The sequence below is a fragment of the Providencia sp. PROV003 genome (assembly GCF_045040775.1).
GTDB classification, from domain to species: domain Bacteria; phylum Pseudomonadota; class Gammaproteobacteria; order Enterobacterales; family Enterobacteriaceae; genus Providencia; species Providencia huashanensis.
Window position 1 is genome coordinate 4,427,648 of sequence record NZ_CP096369.1, and the last position, 24,855, is coordinate 4,452,502.

At 41.7% G+C, this 24,855-nt stretch carries 22 protein-coding genes and 1 pseudogene; 11 read left to right on the top strand and 12 right to left on the bottom strand.

Annotated elements, in window-relative coordinates; genetic code table 11:
• Positions 1 to 296: 296 nt before the first annotated feature.
• Complete coding sequence (locus tag M1F14_RS20310; protein ID WP_405127789.1) at positions 297 to 374, top strand: hypothetical protein; 78 nt, start codon at positions 297 to 299, stop codon at positions 372 to 374.
• 69 nt (positions 375 to 443) lie between these two features.
• On the opposite strand, the gene thiI is transcribed toward M1F14_RS20310, so the two are convergent.
• Positions 444 to 1,895 (bottom strand): tRNA uracil 4-sulfurtransferase ThiI, encoded by a 1,452-nt coding sequence (gene thiI, locus M1F14_RS20315; protein ID WP_042846927.1) that lies wholly within the window; start codon positions 1,893 to 1,895, stop codon positions 444 to 446.
• A gap of 219 nt (positions 1,896 to 2,114) precedes the next feature.
• On the opposite strand from thiI, the gene xseB reads away from it, so the two are divergent.
• From xseB to M1F14_RS20340, 5 genes are all read left to right on the top strand, one after another.
• A complete protein-coding gene (xseB, locus tag M1F14_RS20320) occupies positions 2,115 to 2,366 on the top strand; it encodes an exodeoxyribonuclease VII small subunit (RefSeq protein WP_042846928.1) in 252 nt (83 codons plus the stop codon).
• Positions 2,367 to 2,369: 3 nt separating this feature from the next.
• Positions 2,370 to 3,287: a (2E,6E)-farnesyl diphosphate synthase gene (ispA, locus tag M1F14_RS20325; RefSeq protein ID WP_042846929.1), complete on the top strand. Its 918-nt coding sequence runs from the start codon at positions 2,370 to 2,372 to the stop codon at positions 3,285 to 3,287.
• 252 nt (positions 3,288 to 3,539) lie between these two features.
• A complete protein-coding gene (gene dxs, locus M1F14_RS20330; protein ID WP_042846930.1) occupies positions 3,540 to 5,405 on the top strand; it encodes a 1-deoxy-D-xylulose-5-phosphate synthase in 1,866 nt (621 codons plus the stop codon).
• Between the two features lie 615 nt (positions 5,406 to 6,020).
• On the top strand, positions 6,021 to 6,413 hold the full coding sequence (gene caiF / locus M1F14_RS20335) for a carnitine metabolism transcriptional regulator CaiF (protein ID WP_042846931.1): 393 nt from the start codon (positions 6,021 to 6,023) through the stop codon (positions 6,411 to 6,413).
• A 353-nt stretch (positions 6,414 to 6,766) separates the two neighbouring features.
• Positions 6,767 to 8,080, top strand: coding sequence for a tetratricopeptide repeat protein (locus M1F14_RS20340; protein ID WP_048608382.1), 1,314 nt, complete (start codon positions 6,767 to 6,769; stop codon positions 8,078 to 8,080).
• 71 nt (positions 8,081 to 8,151) lie between these two features.
• Here M1F14_RS20340 and caiE read toward each other — a convergent pair.
• The 6 genes and pseudogenes from caiE to caiT all read right to left on the bottom strand — a co-directional run bounded on the left by caiE (position 8,152) and on the right by caiT (position 15,249).
• Positions 8,152 to 8,744 (bottom strand): annotated as a pseudogene (gene caiE / locus M1F14_RS20345) (carnitine operon protein CaiE).
• A gap of 23 nt (positions 8,745 to 8,767) precedes the next feature.
• The gene (gene caiD / locus M1F14_RS20350) at positions 8,768 to 9,553 is read right to left on the bottom strand and encodes a crotonobetainyl-CoA hydratase (protein ID WP_129466860.1); all 786 of its coding nucleotides are present in this window, start codon (positions 9,551 to 9,553) and stop codon (positions 8,768 to 8,770) included.
• An 87-nt stretch (positions 9,554 to 9,640) separates the two neighbouring features.
• Positions 9,641 to 11,200 (bottom strand): crotonobetaine/carnitine-CoA ligase, encoded by a 1,560-nt coding sequence (caiC, locus tag M1F14_RS20355; RefSeq protein ID WP_042847027.1) that lies wholly within the window; start codon positions 11,198 to 11,200, stop codon positions 9,641 to 9,643.
• A gap of 70 nt (positions 11,201 to 11,270) precedes the next feature.
• A complete protein-coding gene (gene caiB / locus M1F14_RS20360; RefSeq protein ID WP_042846934.1) occupies positions 11,271 to 12,491 on the bottom strand; it encodes an L-carnitine CoA-transferase in 1,221 nt (406 codons plus the stop codon).
• A gap of 63 nt (positions 12,492 to 12,554) precedes the next feature.
• Positions 12,555 to 13,697, bottom strand: coding sequence for a crotonobetainyl-CoA dehydrogenase (gene caiA, locus M1F14_RS20365; RefSeq protein WP_042846935.1), 1,143 nt, complete (start codon positions 13,695 to 13,697; stop codon positions 12,555 to 12,557).
• Positions 13,698 to 13,731: 34 nt separating this feature from the next.
• Positions 13,732 to 15,249, bottom strand: a complete 1,518-nt coding sequence (gene caiT / locus M1F14_RS20370; protein ID WP_071547710.1) for an L-carnitine/gamma-butyrobetaine antiporter — start codon at positions 15,247 to 15,249, stop codon at positions 13,732 to 13,734.
• Positions 15,250 to 15,753: 504 nt separating this feature from the next.
• Between caiT and fixA the strand changes: the two genes are divergently transcribed.
• The 5 genes from fixA (at position 15,754) to M1F14_RS20395 (ending at position 20,503) form a co-directional block, all read left to right on the top strand.
• Positions 15,754 to 16,524, top strand: coding sequence for a putative electron transfer flavoprotein FixA (fixA, locus tag M1F14_RS20375; RefSeq protein WP_042846937.1), 771 nt, complete (start codon positions 15,754 to 15,756; stop codon positions 16,522 to 16,524).
• Positions 16,525 to 16,535: 11 nt separating this feature from the next.
• Positions 16,536 to 17,477 (top strand): FAD-binding protein, encoded by a 942-nt coding sequence (locus M1F14_RS20380; protein ID WP_129466861.1) that lies wholly within the window; start codon positions 16,536 to 16,538, stop codon positions 17,475 to 17,477.
• Positions 17,478 to 17,529: 52 nt separating this feature from the next.
• Positions 17,530 to 18,816 (top strand): FAD-dependent oxidoreductase FixC, encoded by a 1,287-nt coding sequence (gene fixC / locus M1F14_RS20385; protein ID WP_042846939.1) that lies wholly within the window; start codon positions 17,530 to 17,532, stop codon positions 18,814 to 18,816.
• The gene (gene fixX, locus M1F14_RS20390) at positions 18,813 to 19,100 is read left to right on the top strand and encodes a ferredoxin-like protein FixX (protein ID WP_042846940.1); all 288 of its coding nucleotides are present in this window, start codon (positions 18,813 to 18,815) and stop codon (positions 19,098 to 19,100) included. The genes fixC and fixX overlap by 4 nt, the downstream gene beginning before the upstream one ends.
• Positions 19,101 to 19,177: 77 nt before the next feature.
• Positions 19,178 to 20,503: an MFS transporter gene (locus M1F14_RS20395; RefSeq protein ID WP_129466863.1), complete on the top strand. Its 1,326-nt coding sequence runs from the start codon at positions 19,178 to 19,180 to the stop codon at positions 20,501 to 20,503.
• 419 nt (positions 20,504 to 20,922) lie between these two features.
• Here the strand turns inward: M1F14_RS20395 and pgpA are convergent, their stop codons facing one another.
• The 5 genes from pgpA to ribD all read right to left on the bottom strand — a co-directional run bounded on the left by pgpA (position 20,923) and on the right by ribD (position 24,851).
• Positions 20,923 to 21,441: a phosphatidylglycerophosphatase A gene (gene pgpA / locus M1F14_RS20400; protein WP_042846942.1), complete on the bottom strand. Its 519-nt coding sequence runs from the start codon at positions 21,439 to 21,441 to the stop codon at positions 20,923 to 20,925.
• Between the two features lies 1 nt (position 21,442).
• Positions 21,443 to 22,426, bottom strand: a complete 984-nt coding sequence (gene thiL, locus M1F14_RS20405) for a thiamine-phosphate kinase (RefSeq protein WP_042846943.1) — start codon at positions 22,424 to 22,426, stop codon at positions 21,443 to 21,445.
• Positions 22,427 to 22,628: 202 nt separating this feature from the next.
• Positions 22,629 to 23,045, bottom strand: a complete 417-nt coding sequence (gene nusB / locus M1F14_RS20410; RefSeq protein WP_042846944.1) for a transcription antitermination factor NusB — start codon at positions 23,043 to 23,045, stop codon at positions 22,629 to 22,631.
• Between the two features lie 126 nt (positions 23,046 to 23,171).
• A complete protein-coding gene (gene ribE, locus M1F14_RS20415) occupies positions 23,172 to 23,645 on the bottom strand; it encodes a 6,7-dimethyl-8-ribityllumazine synthase (RefSeq protein ID WP_042846945.1) in 474 nt (157 codons plus the stop codon).
• Positions 23,646 to 23,735: 90 nt separating this feature from the next.
• Positions 23,736 to 24,851 carry a bifunctional diaminohydroxyphosphoribosylaminopyrimidine deaminase/5-amino-6-(5-phosphoribosylamino)uracil reductase RibD gene (gene ribD / locus M1F14_RS20420; protein WP_071547707.1) on the bottom strand — a complete coding sequence of 372 codons (1,116 nt, stop codon included), beginning with the start codon at positions 24,849 to 24,851 and terminating at the stop codon, positions 23,736 to 23,738.
• Positions 24,852 to 24,855 lie beyond the last annotated feature (4 nt).

A 24,855-nucleotide genomic window follows, 5' to 3' on the forward strand; every position in this document is an offset into this window, starting at 1 on the left:
ATTATAACCAATTGAATTTAAATATTTTTATTATAAAAACTGACTGTAAATAGATTTATTTCGAGTGGATCTTTGCTATGATTGCCGTGGGTGCTTGGATCATTTTGGTTCAAGCATTTGCCAAAGCCAAAAAGACGAAAGCCCCGAATTTAGATGTTAATCTTAATCCGAGGCAGTCTCAAACCCTCACAATTTGATTCTGTCTCCTTTTAGAAAAGGAGTCAAGAGGAATGGCCAAAATTGCCCTTCTGGGGCTAGTTACCGTGTGTCTTACGGTGTTGTGTTTTTCATTGTTAATGCAAGAAAGGCTATGCTCTTTCAGTATCAGCAGCGGAAGCACGCTGGTTCAAGCGACGTTATCTTGCGATAACTAGTCTTGTGGGGGAATTTCCCCCACATTTCTCTCTAATTGTACGTTGGTGATACAAGCACCCTGTTTTAAGTTATGGGCGATAAACCTTTATATTTTCATAACCTTGCTCTTTTAGGTATAGCGCTTGCAAGCGGCTCATTACCCCACGGTCACAATATAATAAATAGGTTTTATCTTTTGGTAAGTCACCAAATTGCGTACTCAATTTATAGAATGGAATGTGCTTAACTTCCATTCCATCTACATTCAGTGGCTTGTCTTCAAATTCATCAATTGAACGAATATCTAAAATCACTTCATTTTCAATTGAAAGCTCACTCACCATTTCAATTTCAGGGACTTTTTCAAGGCTTTCTTGTGCAATTTGTCGAATATCGATATTTTGCGCTTGCTCCACAACAGACTCTAAAATAGCAAAATCAAAATTGGCCTCTTCTGCTTCAATTCGTGCTTTAACAGCTTTCACTGTTGGGCTTTTTGAAATCACACCACAATATTCCGGCATGGTTTTCGCAAAATCTTCAGTCCCAATTTGCCGAGCTAATTTGATTATGTGTTCTTTGTCATGAGAAATCAGTGGCCTTAGCACCAAAGTATCAGAAGCATTATCAATAAGACGCAAGTTAGTTAAAGTTTGGCTAGACACTTGACCAAGCGCTTCACCCGTAACAATTGCCTGCACACCATAACGCTCCGCAACTTTAGACGCAGCTCTCACCATCATACGTTTAAGTACAACGCCCATTTGGCCATCATCGACTTTCTCTAAAATTTCAGCCACAACTGGCTCAAAGTTTACAGCAATAAAGCGCACTTTATGGGAGCTACCAAAACGGTTCCATAGATAATGTGCAATTTGCTTCACGCCAATTTCATGTGCCGCACCACCTAAATTAAAAAAGCAGTAATGAACACGGCAACCACGGCGCATCAACATATAGCTAGAAACACCAGAGTCAAACCCACCGGAAATTAGCGATAAAACATCTTCTTGCGTCCCTATAGGAAACCCGCCAATACCTTCAATACGTGATTTAACTAAAATCAGTTTGTCATCTTCAATTTCCAAATGCACGGTTGTATCTGGGTCTTTGAGCTTAACTTTAGCCGAAGGAATATGTTGGTTTAAACCACCACCAATGTAACGCTCAGCTTCAATCGATGAAAATTCGTGCTTACCGCGGCGTTTCACCCGAACACAAAAAGTTTTGTTTTCGAGAGACGCACCATAAGATTCATGGGTCATTTCATAAATATGGTGCAGGCTAGTAAACGGTTTTTCTTCCACTTCAAGGATATGGTGGATACCGGGAATACGACCTAACATGTCACAAATTTCGTCGTGCTTCGTTTCCCCTTTCACACGCACTTCAATATTATCCCAATTACGGACAACCGAAATTTCTTCGCCAAGAGGTTTTAGCACGTTACGGATATTGCTAGTCAGAATTTTAATGAAACGTAGCCTAACAGTTTGGCTTTTGATGGTAATTTCTGGGAATAACTTAATGATAAACTTCATAATAGCTGCATGTTCATGGTTGTGGGGCAAACGAACGTGTCTTAACAAGGACACACGTATAGGTTACCAATTGTCAATAAAGAGGCGTATTATAACACTATCTTGCGGACTGAATCTAAAAACACCAATAATAAATTGTAACCGTGGCAAGACTACGTTAGTCTGCTAAATATTTAACATTCCCCGAATTAACTAATTTAACATTAGTGGCTAAAGAATATGGCTAAAGAAAAATCTCAGCAAGTTGCACCTGTTAGTTTTGAAAACTCGCTTCAAGAGCTAGAGCAAATCGTCGCTCGTCTTGAATCCGGTGACCTCCCTCTAGAAGACGCTCTGAATGAGTTTGAACGTGGCGTTCAAATTGCCAAACAAGGTCAAAAAGTACTGCAACAAGCTGAGCAGCGTGTACAAATATTGCTCAGTGATGACGAAAATAAACCTCTTGCCGATTTTTCACCTGATACTGAATAAATTATGTCTGAACAACATTTAGATAGCTTCACGCTGCAACAAAAACAAACCTATGACAGAGTCAATCAATACCTTTTAGATGCCCTAAATGCGATGCCTTTTGCAAACCTTCCTCTTGCACAAGCAATGCGATATGGCACGTTATTAGGCGGGAAACGTTTACGCCCATTTTTAACTTATGCGGTAGGCTCTATGCTTGGTGTGAACCAAGAAAACCTTGATGCACCAGCTGCCGCTGTCGAGTGCATCCATGCCTATTCATTAATTCATGACGACCTGCCCGCTATGGATGACGATGATTTACGCAGAGGTCAACCAACCTGCCATATAAAATATGGTGAGGGTAATGCTGTCTTGGCGGGAGATGCATTACAAACGCTGGCCTTTCAATTACTTGCTTGTGCCCCAATGCCAGATGTCGCTGATAAAGACCGTATCGCAATGATAGCCGAGCTATCCTATGCAAGTGGCCTTGCTGGGATGTGTGGTGGGCAGGCTCTGGATTTAGACGCCGAAGGGAAATACGTCGACCTTGAATCCTTAGAACGTATTCATCTGCATAAAACTGGTGCACTCATTCGCGCAGCTATTCGCCTTGGTGCTTATGCCGCTGGCGAAAAAGGGCATCAATTACTACCTGTTTTAGATAAATACGCACAGTCCATCGGGCTTGCCTTTCAAGTTCAAGACGATATCCTAGATGTTATCGGGGACAGCACGGTAACAGGTAAGCGCCAAGGGACTGATGCTGAGCACGAAAAAAGCACTTACCCATCTTTACTCGGCCTTGAAGCGGCTCAACAAAAAGCACGTGAGCTATATCATGATGCAATAAGCGCTTTAGAGACGATCCAGTCATATGGGTATAATATAGAAATGCTAAGCGCTTTAGCTAATTTCATTATTGAGCGTAAAAACTGACAATATGCTTTGCCTTTTGGCAACAAGAAGGTCGATAATTACGGCATTTATTACCTTGATGAATCTTCAGAACATTCTATAACTCAAAAAACAGACAGACTATTGCTTACACTAAGCGAGTTATAGAAAGGCAATCAATGAGGATCACCCACAATATGCGTAGATAAATTTACGCACCGCAATACTTAGATAACTGTTTCAGTACCGAGTATTCAATATGTGGGTTTTTTATTAATTATAAGTGAGTACCTAATGAGTATTGATATCGCTAAATATCCAACGCTAGCATTGGCAGAGACACCAGATGAGCTTCGTCTGTTGCCCAAAGAAAGTTTGCCTAAGCTGTGTGATGAACTCAGACAGTTTTTGCTGAGTAGCGTTGGCCGTTCTAGTGGTCACTTTGCTTCTGGTCTCGGTGCAGTTGAGCTTACCGTCGCATTACATTACGTCTACAAAACCCCGTTTGATAACCTTGTTTGGGATGTCGGGCACCAAGCCTACCCACATAAAATTTTAACGGGTCGTCGTGACCGTATTGATACTATTCGTCAAAAAAATGGTTTGCACCCTTTTCCATGGCGTGAAGAAAGTGAATATGACATTTTAAGTGTTGGCCATTCATCCACATCGATTAGTGCGGGTTTAGGAATGGCTATTGCGGCAGAAAAAGAAAAGCAAAACCGTAAAACCGTCTGTGTGATTGGTGATGGAGCTATCACCGCAGGGATGGCATTCGAAGCCATGAACCACGCAGGGGACGCCGCACCCGATATGCTTGTTATCTTAAATGATAATGAAATGTCTATCTCCGAAAATGTTGGCGCGTTAAATAACCATTTGGCTCACCTGCTTTCTGGCAAGCTATACACCACATTACGTGAAGGTGGGAAAAAAGTTTTCTCTAACTTACCGCCAATCAAAGAATTGCTGAAAAAGACCGAAGAACATATCAAAGGTATGGTTGTTCCCGGTACCATGTTTGAAGAATTAGGCTTTAACTATATTGGCCCTGTTGATGGACATGACGTCGTCGCCTTAGTTCAAACCTTAAAAAACATGCGTGATTTAAAAGGCCCACAGTTTTTACATATCATGACTAAAAAAGGTCGTGGTTATGAACCTGCCGAAAAGGACCCGATCAGTTGGCACGCAGTACCAAAATTTGACCCAAGCACATTCACTTTACCCAAAAGCAAAGAGACGGGACCGACATTCTCTAAAATCTTTGGGGATTGGCTGTGCGAAGAAGCCAAAGATGATGACAAGCTAATGGCAATTACGCCAGCTATGCGCGAAGGCTCTGGTATGGTTCGGTTTTCTAAAGAATTCCCTGATCAATACTTCGATGTCGCGATCGCAGAGCAGCATGCTGTCACCTTTGCAGCTGGTCTTGCTATTGGGGGCTATAAACCCATCGTCGCTATCTATTCGACCTTCTTACAACGGGGTTATGACCAAGTCATCCATGACGTGGCTATCCAAAAAGTACCGGTGATGTTTGCTATTGACCGAGCCGGCATTGTTGGCGCTGATGGCCAAACCCACCAAGGTTCATTTGATATTTCATTCCTACGCTGTATCCCTACTATGGTGATCATGGCACCAAGTGATGAAAACGAATGCCGCCAAATGCTACATACTGGCTACCATTACCAAGATGGTCCAAGTGCTATTCGTTACCCGCGAGGCACGGGGACAGGTGCACAGCTACAGCCTTTAGCTCCACTAGAAATTGGTAAAGGAGTTATCCGTCGCCAAGGGGAAAAAGTTGCTATTTTGTGTTTTGGTACGTTACTTAGTCATGCATTAGAAGCCGCTGAGCAATTAAATGCGACTGTGGTTGATATGCGCTTTGTTAAACCATTAGATGAAGCCTTAATCCTTGAGGTGGCAAACAGCCATGATGTGCTCGTTACACTCGAAGAAAATGCAATTAAGGGTGGTGCGGGTAGTGGTGTGAATGAGTTCCTAATGCAGGAAAAAAGAATCATTCCTGTTTTAAACCTTGGTTTACCAGACTATTTTATTTCTCAAGGTAGCCAAGAGGAACTTATCGCTGAGCTCGGGTTAGATGCAACGGGTATTATTAAGTCAATTAATACCTACTTAGCCAAGTAATAGGTTAACGAAAAAAGGCATTACCATGATAATGTAATGCCTTTTTAAATAACAAAGTTAATCACTCTCATTTTCTTTTTATATACACAGTATATAGAGTGTTAACTTTAACTCTATTATTTCATTTCCAATGCAACTTTTAAAAAAAACACTTTTAAACCCTGCTTTTACATCTTAATTATATTTTTATATCATAATAATAAATAAAAAAACCAAACATAATAAACTTATATACAATGATATTTATTCTATTCACTCTAAAACAGAATATATACAAAATATTTATCTTGAATGTAAATTTTGAAAATAAAAACATGCAAATTATTTTTAAATCCATTAATATGAACTATGTCACTGTATGACAGTGTAACTTAAGCTCTGACTTATATTGGTTTTTCATTGCATTATGCAATAAAGCTTTTCCTATTATATTTCAATGCTTAACACTGAATAATAACGACTATATGATTTTAACAATTTTAACCAGGCTTTAATATTTAATTATTTTGTTTTCTTAATTTAAAAACCAGGAAACAAATAAACGCATTCCAACTACAATTTGCATATAGTTTCTCTTTATTTAGCCAATTTTAATAAATATATTTGGGAGCGCTTATGTGTGGACAATATATTAATGAACCTTTGTATTTATCCATTGCTAACTGGGTAATGAAACAAGGGCGCTGGATCACCGCCAGAGAAATATCCAATAATTTTGATATCCCTCACCCTAATGCGGTTAATATTGTTTCTTATATTTTATCTGACGTAGCTGAAATTCAATGTGAAGTTAAAATGATCCCGAATAAATTATCGGGTCGTGGCTGTCAGTGCCAAAGGCTGATTAAGGTTACAAAAATTGATAATCAACTTTATGCACGTCTTAGAAACCACCAATCTGAAAAAGTCACTATTGATTCTCCAGTGAAAGCGGCATCTATGCCACCGAGTGAATTAAATCGAGAGCAAAAATGGCAATGGATGCTATCAAAGGCACAACGCCGTTAACATAATGATCACATCAAAAAAACACGGGCTCAAGTCTGCGTTAAGGCTGTCGACAAAGCGGGATAAAAGCGTATTTTTCCCGCTTTGTATTATCAGCCGAAAATCAACAAATTAATTTTCTTCATATACTTTCAATAACTTATACAACTCAACAAATGAGATGCAAAGCTAGCTTTATAATTCTAAAAATATATTATTTATGGCATGATAGCCATCTATGGGAAAATAAGCCTGTATAGTATTGCCTATCCAAGAGAGAAATATTTACTGAATATTGGTTTAGGTTAAAAGGTTGCTAAGAAAACTTAACTTTCATAGCAGAAAATGGACGCTATTTATCACCTATAATTAATATGAAAAATAAATTATTTCTAATCGCGCTATTGTTAATAACGGCAAGCCATGCATATTCAAACCCAGAGTTAAATAATGATAACTTTGAGCAAACAAAAATATTAGCAGAACAAGGCAATATTGAGGCTCAAAATCAACTCGCGATCATGTATTTCAACGGTTCTGGCTCCAAGCAAGACTATGTTAAGGCAATAAAGTGGTTTCAAAAAGCCGCTGAACAAGGATATGACGCTGCACAAAGCAATCTTGGGATAATTTATTTACAAGGTTTGGGAACTCAGCAAAGTTATACTCTGGCAAAGGGCTGGCTCCAGAAATCGGCTGAACAGGGATACGCGCAAGCTCAATATAACCTTGGAATAATGCATAAAAAAGGGGAAGGAACCAAGAAGGATCTTGCTCAAGCAAAAGAGTGGTTTCAACAAGCTGCTGATAAAGGCTATATTGACGCACAAAGCCAACTCGGTGAAATGTACTTAAACGGTGACGGAACCCAGAAAAACTATCCCCTCGCCTTAAAGTGGCTTCAAAGTGCCGCAGACAAAGGAAATACAAACGCGCAATTCAACCTTGCACTTATATACTTAGACGGCTTGGGTACCGAACAAAGCTATCAAGAAGCGTTGCGGTGGTTTCAAAAAGCCGCTGAGCAAGGAAACGCGGCTGCTCAGTACAATTTAGGTTTAATGCATCAAGACGGGTTAGGTACTCCCCCCAACAATTCACTAGCAAAAGAATGGTATCTAAAATCTGCACAACGAGGGCATGCACCCGCTCAAAGCAATTTAGGGCTTATCTATATTCAAGACACTGAAAAACAACCAGATTATACCTCCGCCAGAGAATGGTTTCAAAGGGCAGCAGAACAAGATTACGTCATTGCACAATATAATCTTGGCATGATGTATAAAAATGGTGATGGCGGCATTAAAAATAAAGAAATGGCAATAAAATGGCTACAAAAGGCCGCTGAACAAAATTACCCATCCGCACAATATAATCTTGGATTATTGTACCAAGATGAAAAAGATAACCACCAAAATCATAGCTTAGCGAAAGAGTGGTATCAAAAAGCCGCTGAGCTAAACTATGCGCCCGCGCAAAATCAGCTTGCCATATTGTATCTAAAAGGAATTGGCACGCCGCAGAGTTATACTCTTGCAAAAGAATGGTTTCTCAAAGCCGCGGAACAAAATAATGCTTCCGCACAATTTAATCTCGGTGTGATGTATAAAAATGGTGATGGCGTTGAAAAAAATGAAAGCGTGGCTCAAGAGTGGTTTCAAAAAGCTGAACAGCAAAAAAATAACTAACCTCATTTTTTCATAATAATCACTGTCGATAATGAAAACGCCCAGCTTTTAACTGGGCGTTCAAAGATTAATTACTGGCCTTTAGGTTTGACATCCGTTGTCCCCATGAGCCTTGGCCTATTCAACTCTATTTCTATCAAGGGTAACGTTTCATGTAATCCTTGTCGGTATCGAATGGCTAAGTCTTGATATTCTTTCGTATTGAGCTGCTTCCAATGCAATTCCTCCTCACGAATATGACGAGCAAAACGTGCAGGGCTGCCAACCAGTAATTGGCGAGGTTCGCCTTGAAACCCAGCTTTAACAAAGCTCATCGCCGCAACAATACTTTGTTCACCAACCAGGGCTCCATCCATAATCACACTGTTCATTCCCACTAATGCATTAGACCAATAATACATCCATGCAAAATAGCTCCGTGGCCTATATGCCCACACTCGTGGACAATGGTTTCGACATCGCTATAACCATGCATAATGCAACAATCCTGAATATTGGCGCCTTTTTCTATGATCAAACGGCCATAGTCTCCACGTAAAGAAGCGTTAGGCCCAACAAACACCCCTTCACCGATAATCACATCACCAATCACCGTCGCTGATGGATGTACATATGCGGTAGGGTGAACAACTGGGATCACCCCTTCAAAAGCGTAAAAACTCAAAATTCACCTCTTTGCTAAATGAACTAGCGCCCTTTCCAACTTGGTGAACGTTTTTCGGCAAACGCCAGCGGACCTTCTGTTGCATCTTCGGAGTGTAAAACCGCGGGGTAGTTTGTCAGCACACCGCTGCGCATAAGCTTATAACCCTCTTCAACAGTAAGCTCTCCGGTTGCGCGAAAAATTTCTTTCAAGGCCGCAACCGCAAGTGGTGCACTTTGAGTGATTTTTTCTGCGAGTTCACGTGCTTTTTCCATTAAACTTTCCATTGGTACTACTTCATTAGCGATCCCCCAGCGTAATGCTTCCTGAGCATCCATACGCCTTCCCGTCATCACCATTTCATTCACGATCGGTGCTGGTAAGATTTTAGGTAAACGCAAGACACCGCCGCTATCAGGCACAATACCAAGTTGGGCCTCTGGTAAGGCAAAACTGGCATTTTCAGAGCAAATGATCATATCTGCTGCTAAAGCTAGTTCAAAGCCTCCACCAAACGCATAACCATTAACAGCAGCAATCACTGGTTTGTTTAAATTGAAAATTTCAGTGAGTCCGGCGAAGCCACCGGGACCAAAGTCGGCATCAGGTGCTTCACCTTCTGCCGCAGATTTTAAGTCCCAACCCGCAGAGAAAAATCGCTCTCCTGCTCCTGTTATAATGGCGACACGCAGCGAAGGATCATCGCGGAAATTAAGGAAAACTTCCCCCATTTTAAAACTGGTTTTTGCATCTATCGCATTTGCTTTAGGTCTATCAAGTACGATTTCCAAAATGGAGCCATTACGGGTAATTTTTAATGATTCGCTCATAGTGCAATCCTTTAGTCATCATGCGCTGCCATTTTGCCTACAGAAAGTTGCAGCCAAAACGTTCGCGTAATTAATAGAGTTATTCGATTATTGCAGATGTTTTTTCAGCACTTTTCCAGAACAGTTACGCGGTAAATCCTTACGTACCTCAACCCATGATGGCACTTTAAATTTCGCCATTTGCTTTTCACAAAAAGCGAAAAACTCTTCCTGAGTTAATGTTTCACCCTCTTCTAACACAATAAAGGCTTTAATCGCTTCATCACGGATCTCATCAGCAACACCAATCACCGCCACGTCAACAATCAAAGGATGTGAAGCAATAATATTTTCAATTTCACTACATGAGACGTTCTCACCGCCTCGTTTGATCATATTGATGCTTCTGTCCACAAAATAGAAAAATCCATCTTCATCTTGGTATGCATAGTCGCCTGTGTGCATCCAATTTTGCTCATCAAATGTTTTTTCTGTGGCTTCAGGGTTGTTGTAATACTCTTTAAATAAAGTTTTACCTCGTTCTCCCTTCACACAAAGCTCACCAATCACCCCAGTGGCAACAGGTTGATTGGTTTTATCCCTAATTTGCGCTTTATAGCAAAAACCAGGACGACCAATGGATGGCCAACGGCGGATATCACCAGGTCTATCCCCAATTAGCCCCACAATAGTTTCCGTCATGCCATAAGAAGTCAGAAAACTTTTCACAGCAAATCGAGCCATAAACTGCTCTTTTTCCTCATCACTCAAGTTGAGGTAAAACATGGCTTCACGTAAGCAATGGTCTTTTTCATTATCCGCCAGCGGCTGGCTTAAAAGCGTACGGATCATCATGGGGATCAGCTCAACAACAGTGGCTTGGTGCCTTACAACTTGCTGCCAGAAACGTCTCGCACTGTATCTCTCAAGTAAGACAAATGTTGCACCCACTGAAAATGCCGCCATCGATGCTGTACATTGGCAATCGATATGAAAGACTGGCATTACCGTAAGGTAAATATCGTCGGAACGTAACGTGTTCTGCCAAGAAGAGTAATAACCCGCAAAGCGTAAGTTGTAATGGGTAATAACCACCCCTTTCGGTTTGGAAGTGGTACCTGAGGTAAATAAGATTTCCGCAGTATCACCCACACTAAGCTCAATAAGTTGGGTTAACTCTGTCGGTTTTTGTGCTTGTTCAAGCAAAAAGTTTGAAATGCCTTCCTGCGGTTTAAACGACATATCTGAAATTAAAAAAATGTGCTCAAGGCTGGTACTTTTATCATCAAGTACACGTTGATAAATATCTAAAAAAGACGCACAAGTGACCACCATACGAGGTTGGCAGTTTTGCATAATCCAAGCGGCTTCATGGTATTTATAGCGTGCGTTAACTGGGACCATAATCGCCCCAATTTTCGCCAAGCCAAACCAGCAAAAGAAAAACTCTGGGCAATTATCTAAATGTAAAGCAACCTTATCCCCTTTTTGTATTCCATAATCTAAAAAGAGATTTGCTGTGCGATTAATTTGCTGATTCATTTCTATATAACTGAATTCTCGAATATTTCCATCGCAGGATTCAAAGATAAGCGCCTTATTATCCCGATGGGTCAACGCTAGGTCATCCCACATTTGGCGCAAATTTTGTTTACCGATTACATCCATTAATTGTTTCCCATCATTTCCCTAATGAATATCAGGCCAGTTGGATTAATTGACCTGACTACCCATTCAATTAATCAACTATTTTGGCTAATCCTTTGTCGACTAACCCCCGAATATCAATTTCGCTATATCCAATATTTTTTAGTATCTCTGTCGTATCCATGCCATGTGATGGCATACCACGCCAAATTTGCCCTGGATTATTTTTGAATTTTGGCATCACATTTGGGCCACGACAGGTTTTTCCATCCATAGTCTGCCAACTGGTGATCGACTCACGAGCCAGATATTGTGGGTTGGTTTCTAATTCAGGAATGGTTAAAACTTTGGCGCTTGCAATGTTGAGTTCGGCTAATCTCGCTAGCACCTCATCAATTGAGCGAGCACCTAACCATTCATCAAGTTTTTCTTCCATTAAAGGCCCATAGGGGCACTCAATACGATGAATAAGCTGTGTGCCTTCCGGTATTTCTGGTGTACCAAGAAGATGAGCAAGGCCAATATCTTTAAATATTTCTTGGATTTGTGTGATACCGACGATTTCCATCACAATATAGCCATCATTACAACTATAAAGGCCGCAACCTGCGTAATAGGGGTCTTTCCCCTTGGTCATCCGCGGGCAGATTTCACCACCATTGAAGTAATCCATCATGAAGTATTGCCCCATTCGTAGCATGACTTCATACATGGCAATATCAATACTTTCCCCTTTCCCCGTTTCACGGGCTTTATACAATGCAGCTAGAGCCGCTGTTGTAGCTGTCATGCCTGAAAAATAATCAGCAGTATAAGGAAAGGCTGGCATTGGCTGGTCTTTATCACCATTTTGGATAAGATAACCACTAAAAGCCTGTGCAATAGTATTGTAGGCAGCTAGGTTAGTGTATTGAGGGTCACCGTATTGCCCGAAGCCTGATAAATGGGCGATAACCAATTTAGGGTTATGTTGCCAAAGTACTTCATCGGTGATCCCTCTACGGGCAAATGCAGGTCCTTTACTCGCCTCAATGAATATATCCGTTGTTTCCATTAATTTTAGAAATGCCTCACGCCCTTCATCCTTAAAGATATTCAATGATAATGCGCGTAAATTACGCCTTGATAGCTGTGGGTAATTGGGTTGAACACGGATAGTGTCTGCCCAAGCTACGTTCTCTATCCAAATCACTTCCGCGCCCCATTCTGCAAACATTTGCCCTGCAAATGGACCGGCTATTTCAATCCCTGAAAACACCACTCTGACCCCTGCTAATGGGCCAAATTCTGGCATTGGTAAATGCTCTGCCATGTTCTAATCTCCTGTTAAATTTGGCTGGCCTTCTTAAAAAGCCAACCAATAAACATTCAGCTATTAGCGGTACTGTTTCAGTACACTGCGGCCTAATGTCAGTATTTGCATTTCATCTGAACCACCAGATACACGGTCTACACGCAAGTCACGCCAGAAACGTGCGATTCGATGCTCACCAGCAATACCTACACCACCCAGTACCTGCATCGCAGAGTCTACGACTTCAAATGCCGCATTCGCACAGAAGTATTTACACATTGCTGCATCACCAGAGGTAATCAATCCGTTGTCACTCTTCCAAGCAGTTTCATATAACATGTTACGCATTGAATTGAGCTTGATCGCCATATGTGCAAATTTTTCTTGAATTAATTGATAACGGCCAATTGCTTCACCAAACTGAACACGTTGATTGGCGTAACGGGCTGCATCTTCAAATGCACACATTGCAGTTCCATAGTTAGTCAATGCGACTAAGAAACGCTCATGGTCAAACTCTTCTTTCACACGGTTAAAGCCGTTACCTTCACGGCCAAACATATCTTTTTCATCCAGTTCAACGTTATCAAAGGTAATTTCGCAGCAGCTATCCATACGTAGGCCCAGTTTCTCAAGTTTATTGACCTTGATACCGGGTTTGCTCATATCTAAAAACCACTCGGTGAAAACAGGTTTATCAGGAGAATCTGCATCACGACTCATCACCACAATGTATGGTGTGTAAGCACTACTGGTGATAAAACATTTGCTACCATTGAGATAAACTTTGCCATTACGGCGTTGGTAAGTTGTTTGTAAACTCCCTACATCAGAACCCGCGCCGGGCTCCGTAATCGCAGAGTTCCACATTTGTTTACCTGTACCGCGAAATGCCATAATTTTATCAATTTGTTCTTGGGTCCCTTCTCTGAGTACGGTATTAAACCCCCCCGGTAATTGGTACAACACATACGTTGGTGCGCCAAGGCGACCCAGCTCCATCCATACCGCAGCGACTGTAATAAACCCAGCGTTTAAACCGCCATGCTCTTCTGGGATCAACAGGTTATCAATTTCCATGTCCGCCAAGGCTTTAACAAAACGTTCAGGATACATACTGTCGCGGTCGCATTGTGCAAAATAGCTTTCCCAGTTTTCACTGGCCATCAGCTCACGGATCCCTGCGACAAACAGCTCCTGCTCATCATTCAATCTAAAATCCATATTAATAACCTCTTAAATGTTGTTTCTGAATAAATTAATCATTTTTCCAATGCACTTTTGCATCTTTAATAAAGGAGAGCGTTACCATAATGTTGACGAAAAAAAGTGGGCATCCTCCGGCAATTATCGCTGTTTGAATCGGTTTCAATCCGCCTAGAGCCAGTAATACGATACCGATAACACCGACTAAAACAGACCAACCGATACGCACCAATAACGGTGGCTCATCGCCATCTTTCACTGCGCGACAAGTCGACATAGCGAGAGTGTATGAACAAGCGTTGATGAGTGTGACGGTGGCGATAAAGCAGAGGATGAAGAAGCCCCAAATTGTTGCAGTGCTCAAAGGTAAGGCTGCCCATGTTTCAATAATGGCGCGTGCAACGCCGAATTCTTCAATCAGCTTTGGAATGTTAATAATATTTTGGTCAACGAGTTGTAATGTATTACTGCCTAGGATGGTCCAAATTAACGTTGTCCCTGCCGTCAAGCCTGCTACCATGCCGATACACAGCTCACGGACGGTACGGCCTTTAGAGATACGGGCGAGAAAAATACACATTTGGATGGCATAGATTACCCACCACGCCCAATAGAATACGGTCCAACCTTGTGGGAAACCGCCTTTACCCACTGCATCTGTATAAAACAGCATGCGTGGCATATACATCATTAAAACCCCGATAGAATCGGTGAAATAGTTCACAATGAAGCTGGCGCCGCCAACAATAAATACCCATCCCAGCATCAAGAAACTCAAGTAACTACGGACGTCACTGGCAATTTTCACCCCTTTTTGCAAACCAAAAGCCACGCAGATTGCATTTAGGATGATCCAGCAGAAGATAATGATGGCATCAAGTTGTAAGGTATGAGGAATACCAAATAAGTATTGAATACACTCAGTAACGAGTGGTGTAGCTAACCCTAAGCTGGTCCCCATGGCTAATATCAAAGCGACCAAGTAAAAATTATCAACGATGGTACCGAACCAGCCATTTACATGTTTTTGACCCACTAATGGGACAAGGGTGCTACTTGGGCGGATAACATCCATTTTGCGAACAAAGAAAAAATAACCGAATGCAACAGATAAGAAACTATAGGTTGCCCATGGTAGTGGTCCCCAGTGGAATAAACTGTATGCAAGCCCAATATTTTTGGCCTCTGTTGAATAGGCCTCAAAACCAAAAGGAGGTGCAGAGACGTAATAATAGATTTCAATAGAACCCCAAAATAGTACCGCAGCAGAGGTACAGGAGGCGAACATCATAAAAATCCAGCTCGCACGGCTAAATTCAGGTTTTTCATCCCCCAAACGTTTTTTGGCGTAAGGACCCAATATTAACCAAAACCAGCCACCAAACATTATCACCATGTACCACTCAAATGCCCAGCCCCATACATTAGTGACATAGCTGAATACTTGATTGATAACTTCGTTAGAAGCATCAAGGTCACGGACGGTTAACCAACACAATAGTCCAACAATGATCAATGGCGGAAAAAAAACTTTTGGTTCTATTCCACCCTTTTTATTTTCTTTGCTCATAGTTCGATCCCAATTTATTATTTAATATATAAGCTTTTAAATAGATATTAGTCTCAACACCTCATCTCACTTATTTATTACCAAACTCAATAAATTTAATTAAGTATTAATCCAATCACTATTCAAATCATGTCGAGTCCCCATTAACAATTCTGTTATTAAGGTCACAATATTATTCGTGATAAATATTTGTTACTAATACCTGACGCTTTAATAATTAAAATAACCAATAAATACATATAGATAAATTATCTTGTAATATTAATGTTATTAAATACCTTCAGTATTGGTGATTAGCATAACAATATTGAACATTACATTGATAAGTTGATGATTTTTACAGTATTGGTGAGTAGTGTATCAGTATGAATATTTAAACCGACTTTAATTCAAGGTTTTCAATATTGGTGACTTAGGTTTTATTTTTAAATATCCAGTTCATGATAATTATATAATCCGAAACAAAAACGGATCATATTTATTAATTATATTTTAGGAGATGTAATGAATATTATTACATGCTATAAATCTGTTCCCGATGAACAAGATATTATTGTAAATAGCTCAGATGGTTCTTTAGATTTTTCACGTGCAGATACCAAAATTAGTCAATATGATTTAAATGCGATTGAAGCAGCTAACCAAATTAAAGCGCAACAAGCAGATAGTAAAGTTATTGCGTTAAGTGTTGGTGGTAAAGCACTAACCAATATGAAAGCACGTAAAGATGTATTATCTCGTGGTCCAGATGAACTTGTTGTCGTTATTGACGATCAACTCGAACACGCCTTACCACATCAAACTGCACTTGCCTTAAGTTCTGCGGCTCAAAAAGTTGGTTTTGATTTAATTATCTGTGGTGATGGTTCCGCAGACTTAAACGCTCAACAAGTTAGTATCTTAATGGGTGAAACCCTGCAAGTTCCCGCTATCAATGGCATAAAGAAAATTGTCTCCATCACACCGGATACGCTCATTGTAGAACGCGAATTAGAAGATGAAATTGAAACATTGTCCATTTCGTTACCTGCCATTATCGCAGTGACCTCCGATATTAATGTCCCTGTCATCCCATCAATGAAAGCCATTTTAGGTGCCGCTAAAAAACCCGTTCAAGCTTGGGCAATAACCGATATTGGCTTGGATAACGTTACAGCATTATCCGCACAATCTATCGCAGCACCTAAGCAAAAAGTTCGTCAACGCATCATCATTGAAGGTGATGGCGAAGAGCAAATTGCACAATTTGCTGAACATTTAAGAAAAATCATTTAATCGGAGGAGTTATGAGCAAATTATCAACCGTTTGGGTATTTAGTGATATGACTTCCCGTTTACCTGAACTTATCGGTGGGGCCCTCACTCTCGGCGAACAAGTCAATGTATTAACGTTAGATGACGCACAAAGCTCACAAGCCTTTCAACTTGGCGCAACCCACGTTTTTCAACTGTCTGGTAAACCTGACGACCGTATCATCGAAGACTATGCTGATACCATTGTCACGACAATTAAACAGCATGGCGATAACGGGCTATTACTGCTACCTAATACCCGTAGAGGTAAATTACTGGCTGCACGCTTAGGTGCAAGACTGCAAGCTGCTGTGTCTAACGATGCGGCAACTGTGACAGTAGAATCAGGAAAACCTGTAATAAAACATATGGTTTATGGTGGGTTAGCCTTTGGCCAAGAAACCTTAAACAGTTCATTTTCAGTTGCTACACTCACCACCGGCACGTTTGAAGCTGCGCAAAATAATGCATCACTCAGCGGTACTGCTCAAACTGCACCATGGGTCGAACCAAAACAATCTATTGTACGTACCTCGATTCAGAAAAAAGCAGGTAACTCCGTTGAACTAGATAAAGCACGTCTAGTGGTCAGTGTAGGTCGGGGGATTGGAAGCCAAGAAAATATCGCTATCGCGAAAAAACTCGCTGATACCATCGGCGCTGAAATTGCCTGTTCTCGCCCTGTCGCAGAAAACGAAAAATGGATGGAGCATGAGCGCTACGTTGGTATTTCCAACCTAATGCTGAAACCTGAGTTATATCTCGCAGTAGGAATTTCTGGTCAAATTCAGCATATGGTTGGCGCAAACGGCGCACAAACTATCGTCGCCATTAATAAAGACAAAAACGCCCCTATTTTCCAATTTGCAGACTATGGGATCGTTGGCGACCTGTTCAAAATTTTACCGGTTTTAACGCAACAACTGGCTAAATAAATTCAATAGCAGTGGGGTTTTCCTCACTGTTTCAGTGACCTTTGGAGAAACTATGTCCGATGATATATTTGATGCAATCATTGTAGGCGCGGGTCTAGCTGGTTCAGTGGCTGCATTGGTGCTTGCCCGTGAAGGTGCGCAAGTTCTCCTAATCGAAAGGGGAAACTACGCAGGCGGTAAAAACGTCACAGGTGGCCGCATGTATGCTCATAGCTTAGAGCGTATCATTCCTGAATTTACCCAAAATGCCCCTATTGAACGTATGATCACGCGTGAAAAGCTGTCATTTATGACAGAAACAGGTGCAGTAACAGTCGATTTCCAAAATGGAGCAGAGCAACCCCCAGAAGAAACCTCTTGGTCAGTGCTGAGAGGCAAGCTTGACCCGTGGTTAGTCGAACAAGCTGAAAATGCCGGCGCACAATGTATTACAGGTATTCGCGTTGATAAGTTAGTGGAACGGGATGGCAAAGTTGTAGGTGTTGAAGCCGATGGTGATGTGCTAGAAGCCAAAGTGGTGATCCTCGCTGATGGTGTGAACTCCATACTGGCTGAACAACTAGGAATGACCAAACGAGTGAATGCTGAGCATGTCGCTGTTGGGGTAAAAGAATTAATTGAATTGCCAAAAGATATTTTAGCTAACCGATTTAATCTTAAGGAAAAAGAAGGGGTTGCATGGCTATTTGCGGGGGCTCCTACCGATGGCTTGATGGGGGGAGGCTTCCTTTATACCAATGAAGATACTATTTCTTTAGGTTTAGTTTGTGGCTTACATCATATTAAAGATGCCAAAAAATCGGTTCCACAAATGCTCGAAGATTTTAAACACCACCCAGCGGTCGCCCCATTAATTGAAGGGGGCAAAATGATTGAATATGCCGCTCACGTTGTCCCAGAAGCGGGCTTGAAAATGCAATCAGAGTTGGTCCGTGATGGTGTGCTAATCGCAGGGGATGCAGCTGGGATGTGTATGAATTTAGGCTTTACCATCCGCGGAATGGACTTAGCCGTTGCTTCGGGTGAAGCCGCGGCAAATGCAGTAATTAACGCTATGAAAAAAGAGGACTTTAGTAAACAAGGACTCAGTGAGTACCTCAAATTACTCAACGAAGGCCCTCTTCGTGATATGAAAATGTACCAAAAAATGCCTGAGTTTTTAGATAACCCACGCATGTTTTCCGCTTATCCAGAAATGGCTGTCGGTATTGCTAAAAAACTCTTCACTATTTCAGATGAAGCACCTGTGCCACTGCGTAAGACTATGCTACAAGAGGCAAAAAAAGTCGGCTTCATCAATTTAATCAAGGATGGAATTAAAGGAGTGAGGGCAATATGAGTGATCCAGTCAATGTTGATGTCAAGTTAGGCATTAATAAGTTTAATGTCGATGAAGAAAATCCACATATTGTTATCAAAGAGCACCCGGATATGAAAGTGCTCGAAATATTAACTAAAGCCTGCCCTGCTGGCTTATATAAAAAACAAGAAGATGGCTCCGTACGTTTTGATTATGCCGGCTGCCTTGAATGCGGAACCTGCCGTATACTAGGCTTAGATAGTGCATTAGAAAAATGGGAATACCCACGCGGCACATTCGGCATTGAATTTCGTTACGGCTAATTTAATTAGCATAACCCTAAAAGCCATTAACTTTTAGGGTTTTTAAGCGCATATTTGCGCTGACACTGGGATGCACAATGAAACCAAGAAGTTTTGACGATGTCCAATTTTCTTCCGTTCATCGGCGGATCATGCTCTGGGGGAGTGGTGGGCCTTTTCTGGACGGTTATGTTTTAGTCCTGATCGGCGTCGCTTTAGAGCAACTCACTCCAATATTAAGTTTAAACAGTGAATGGATTGGCTTACTAGGTGCCGCAACGCTTGCGGGTTTATTCATTGGTACCTCACTGTTTGGCTACATTTGCGACCAAGTCGGTCGCCGCAAAATGTTCTTAATCGATATAGTGGCCATAGGGGCAATCTCTGTTGCAACTATGTTTGTTTCAACCCCTTTAGAACTACTAATAATGCGTTTTTTAATTGGCATTGTCATTGGTGCTGATTATCCCATCGCAACCTCGATGATCACCGAATTTTCCAATACCAAACAGCGTGCGTTTGCGGTCGGGTTTATTGCAGCCATGTGGTACGTTGGCGCAACTTGTGCCAATCTTGTTGGCTATATGCTTTATGATGTTCAAGATGGTTGGCGCTGGATGCTAGGCAGTGCCGTCATTCCATGTATCGTTATTTTAATTGGCCGTTTTGATCTACCTGAATCGCCTCTTTGGTTAATCCGCAAAGGACGTATTCAAGAATGTGAAAAAATGATGGAAAAACTGTTTGGCCAACCTGTGGTTTTTGAAGCTGAGGAAGCGAAAAAAACACATTTTCATCAACTGTTTAATAAACGACATTTTTCTTTCGTATTATTTACTGCGATTATTTGGACCTGCCAAGTGATCCCAATGTTTGCCATCTATACTTTTGGCCCACAAATTGTTGGGCAATTAGGTTGGGATCAAGGTAAAAATGCGGCTTTAGGCAACGTAGTTATCAGCTTATTTTTTATGTTAGGTTGCTTACCAGCGATGTACTGGCTAAATAAAATGGGAAGACGACCACTGCTAATTGGTAGCTTTGCCCTAATGACTGCAGCGCTAACTATACTCGGGTTATTTTCTAACCTTGGTATCTGCCTCGTCATTATCATGTTTGGTATTTATGCATTCTTCTCTGGGGGCCCAGGGATTTTACAGTGGCTCTACCCTAATGAGTTATTTCCAACAGATATTCGCGCATCCGCCGTTGGGGTCATTATGTCCATCAGCCGTATCGGAACCATTTTTTCCACATGGGCACTACCGATTTTTATCACAAAATACGGTGTTAGCACGGTGGTATTGATGGGGGCAGGGGTTTCTTTACTTGGGCTAGTTGTCTCAATTCTATTTGCGCCAGAAACCAAAGGATTAACCCTAGCACAGACCTCAGTGATGGGTATTCGGCGCAAAAAGAAGTAAAAGAAGTAAAAGAAGTTACTACGATAAGCAATCACATCCAATACGCTAAATAGTTTGAGTTGTGGCTAGGCGGCAATCGAGGTTATCCCGATGAGCATACAGAAGTATGTGATTCGGGTAACCGAGTGCAGCCAACAACGCCACAGCGCAAAATATGACGCGTATTTATACGCTAAATAGTTTGAGTTATGGCTAGGCGGCAATCGAGGTTATCCCGATGAGCATATAGAAGTATGTGATTCGGGTAACCGAGTGCAGCCAAAAACGCCACAGCGCAAAATATGACACGTATTTATACGCTAAATAGTTCAGATTGTAGGTAGGCGGCAAGCGAATAAGACCCTAGGAGCATACACCAGTATGTGACTAGGGCGAATAAGCGAAGCCAACACCCCTACAATTTGAAATATGACGCGTATTTAATTGGTTGAGAATGGCATAATGTCATACCAAACCAACAACCAAATTGTCACATAAGCAAATATAGCCGCAATAATATCATCAATCATGATACCAAAACCGCCGCTGACCTTTCGGTCAAAAATACGTATTGGCCATGGCTTCCACATATCATAAATGCGGAAAATAAAGAATGCGGTAATGACCCATTCATAATCGACCACTGGGATTGCCATTAAGGTAATCCACATCCCGATAAACTCATCCCACACGATGCTACCGTGGTCATGAATTTTCATATCATCAGAGGTACGTTGGCAAATTAGACAGCCAATCCAAAAGCCCGCCACAATGAGCACCCATATGCTCCACACTGGCATATTTGCCATCAATAACCAAAAAGGTATTGCCGCAAGGGACCCCATAGTCCCAGGTACAATTGGCGATAAACCGCTGCCAAACCCCGTTGCTAGCAAATGCCAAGGGTTACGCATATTCAGCCGTTTTTTTGCTTCTGCTTTTTCTTGGCAACTTGCCATGCTACGCACCTTCCGAAACAAAATGATCGAAACCTTTTAGGTTTACATCAACTTCTTGGTTATTGCAAAAGTAGCTGATCCCTTCAGATTGCGGCTTAATTTGCCCAATACAAGTAAAACCAGACCCTGTATGAGCTAAAGCCATTTCTAATGCCCCGCGATTAATTTCCGGTACAGTAAAGCATAACTCGTAGTCTTCTCCACCACTCAGGGACCATAAACGGCTTTGCTCAACGCTACAGTTCTGCACTAAGGCCTCTGACTGCGGCAGTGCATCCAAATTAATTCGAGCGCCACAGCCACTTGCCTTCAAAATATGATTAAGATCAGAGACTAGACCGTCTGAAATATCAATCGCAGAAGACGCTAAGTTCCTAAGGGCTTGACCTTGTAAAATACGTGGCTGTGGACGTAAATGACGCATAATTAGCCATTCTTTATGCGCGGTATTTTTGATATTCAGCCTATCTTGTAAAATAGCAAGACCTGCTGCGCTATCCCCTAATGTCCCTGTCACATAAATCCAATCCCCATTACGTGCACCAGCCCGAGACAATGCTTTACCCTGTGGTACTAACCCATGGACAGTATAAGTCAGGCTCATTGGACCACGAGTGGTATCACCGCCAATTAGCTGCATCCCGTAATAATTTAATTGCTCAAATAAGCTATCACTAAATGATTGCAACCAATCACAATCAACGCAAGGTAATGTAATAGCTAAAGATACCCATGCGGGGTCTGCCCCCATTGCTGCAAGGTCACTTAAATTAGATGCTAATGATTTATAGGCTAGGTCAGCAGGTGAAATCGTAGGGAGGAAATGCACACCAGAAACAAGGGTGTCAGTACTCACAGCAAGTTGCTGTTTTTCTGGGATGGTCATCAACGCACAGTCATCTCCAATACCGATATTTACATCACGTCGGTTCGTTGTTTGACGGTTAAAATAACGTGCGATGAGGTCAAATTCGCCATAGGACATGGTAGATTTTCCGTTTTCGCTATAACTATTTTCGTTTTAAATAAAACAAATAATTTATGCTCTTAATAATACAAGTGGCAAATAACTAGCTGAATCAATATACCTGAAACTTAGAGTACCACGAATATATAAATACAAAGGTAGACTGGAACCCAGCCTACCTATTTACTACTGTAGTGTTACAGGAGGGAACCCTGATTTTTTATTTTTTGCGACGAACTACTGGTGCAGCTTTATCCAATACACCATTAACAAATTTATGGCTATCTTCCGCACCGAACACTTTAGCAAGCTCAATACCTTCATTGATTGCCACTTTGTAAGGAACATCTTCACGGAAGCTCAATTCAAACATTGAAACGCGCAAAATCGCTTTTTCTACCTGCCCTAACTCTTCGAGCTGACGAGATAAATAAGGCGCCATTAGTTGATCAAGTTTAGCTGCATTAGTAGCAACACCAGATAACAGTTCACGAAAATATTTTACGTCAACGTCTGACATGTCCTGATCAGCAATAAACTCATATTCGACTTCGGCAATTGGATTGCCAGATAATTGCCATGAATAAATGGCTTGAACAGCACACTCACGAGCGCGGCGACGAGCAGCAGGTTTCACAAGATTCCCCTTAAAATAAAAAACGATACACAAAATTATTCGGGCATATAAAAAACTAAGCTAATCAATACACTCAGTGGTATTAGTTAACTTCACTACAGTCTATAGCCCGAAGTAAAATGTGTATTACTTGCCTTTAATGGCTTTAATTACATTGATCATTTCTAATGCAGTCAGTGCAGCTTCAGCACCTTTATTACCAGCTTTAGTCCCTGCTCGTTCAATGGCTTGCTCGATATTTTCAGTGGTTAACACACCAAAAGTAACGGGCACTTCGCTATTCATTGCGACATGAGATAAGCCTGAGCTGCATTCACCAGCGACATATTCAAAGTGAGCTGTACCACCACGAATAACAGTACCTAATGCAATAACGGCATCATATTTTTTTGTTTCAACCAGCGCTTTTGCCGTTAACGGTAGTTCATAGGCACCTGGAACCCAAACAATGGTAATGTTGTCATTCGAAACTTGACCAATACGTTCTAACGCATCAACAGCGCCATCCAGCAGACTATCATTAATAAAGTTGTTAAAACGAGCGATAGCGATAGCAATACGCGCTTGTGGCGCAGCAACAACACCTTTAATTACGTCCATAGCCTTCCTCTAATATTAATTATAACCCGCGGGGCGCGGATTTTATCACATTCTTTCATGTACCGTATGTATGATTTTCAAAAAACACACTTACCATACGGGATGAAGCCTGACGCGTAGGTCTTCACCGACCTTTTCTACATCAGTAAATTCAAATTTTGGCGCTTCAATTAATGAATCGAGGGGAGGTAAATCAACCAAACCTCGGGCACTGTTCCCAAGTAATTTAGGGGCAATATACACAATTAATTCATCAACTAAGCCTAGTTTCAACAATGAGCCTGCTAATTTTGCACCTGCCTCTACCCAAATACTATTCACATTCCGTTTGGCAAGTTGCATCATCAATATGACGAGGTCTGTACCATTTTCATGTGCAGGGATGCTAATTTGCTCGACATCCCCTTGCCATGAGCAGCCGATATCGGGATTAGAACGCACCAACCAACATTCACCTGCTAATTGAGTGACTTTATGGTTAGCGGTGACACGATTATGGTTATCCAGCACAATGCGAATAGGTTGACGTAATTGGTCTTCTGGGTAGATTTGCTGAACGTCCGTTGGCAGTTCGTTCCAACGAACCGTTAAAGAAGGGTCATCGGCGATAACCGTACTACTAGTGGATAAAATAGCGCTCGCTTGTGCGCGAAACGCCTGCACATCTTTGCGAGCCGCAGTACTGGTAATCCACTTACTTTCCCCTGACTCAAGGGCTGTTTTACCATCCAATGACGCTGCTAGCTTTAATTGGATATAAGGAAAACCAGTACGCATACGTTTCAAGAAACCACGATTCGCAGCTTCAGCTTGGTCTAAAAGCACGTTACTACGCGTTTCAATCCCTGCCTGAGATAACATATACAAACCACGGCCAGCAACTTGTGGGTTTGGGTCTTGCATCGCAGCAACAACGCGACTGACCCCTGCATTAATTAATGCTTCCGCACAAGGCGGTGTACGACCATGGTGGCTGCATGGCTCAAGGGTGACATAGGCTGTTGCCCCCTGAGCTTTTTCTCCGGCCATCCGTAATGCATGTACTTCTGCATGAGGCTCACCCGCTTTTTGGTGGTAACCCTCACCAACAATTTCACCGTCACGTACAATTACACACCCAACATTCGGGTTCGGTGATGTTGTAAAGCGCCCTTTTCGTGCAAGCTCAAAAGCGCGAGCCATATAGATGTCATCTTGTTCTATCATTTGC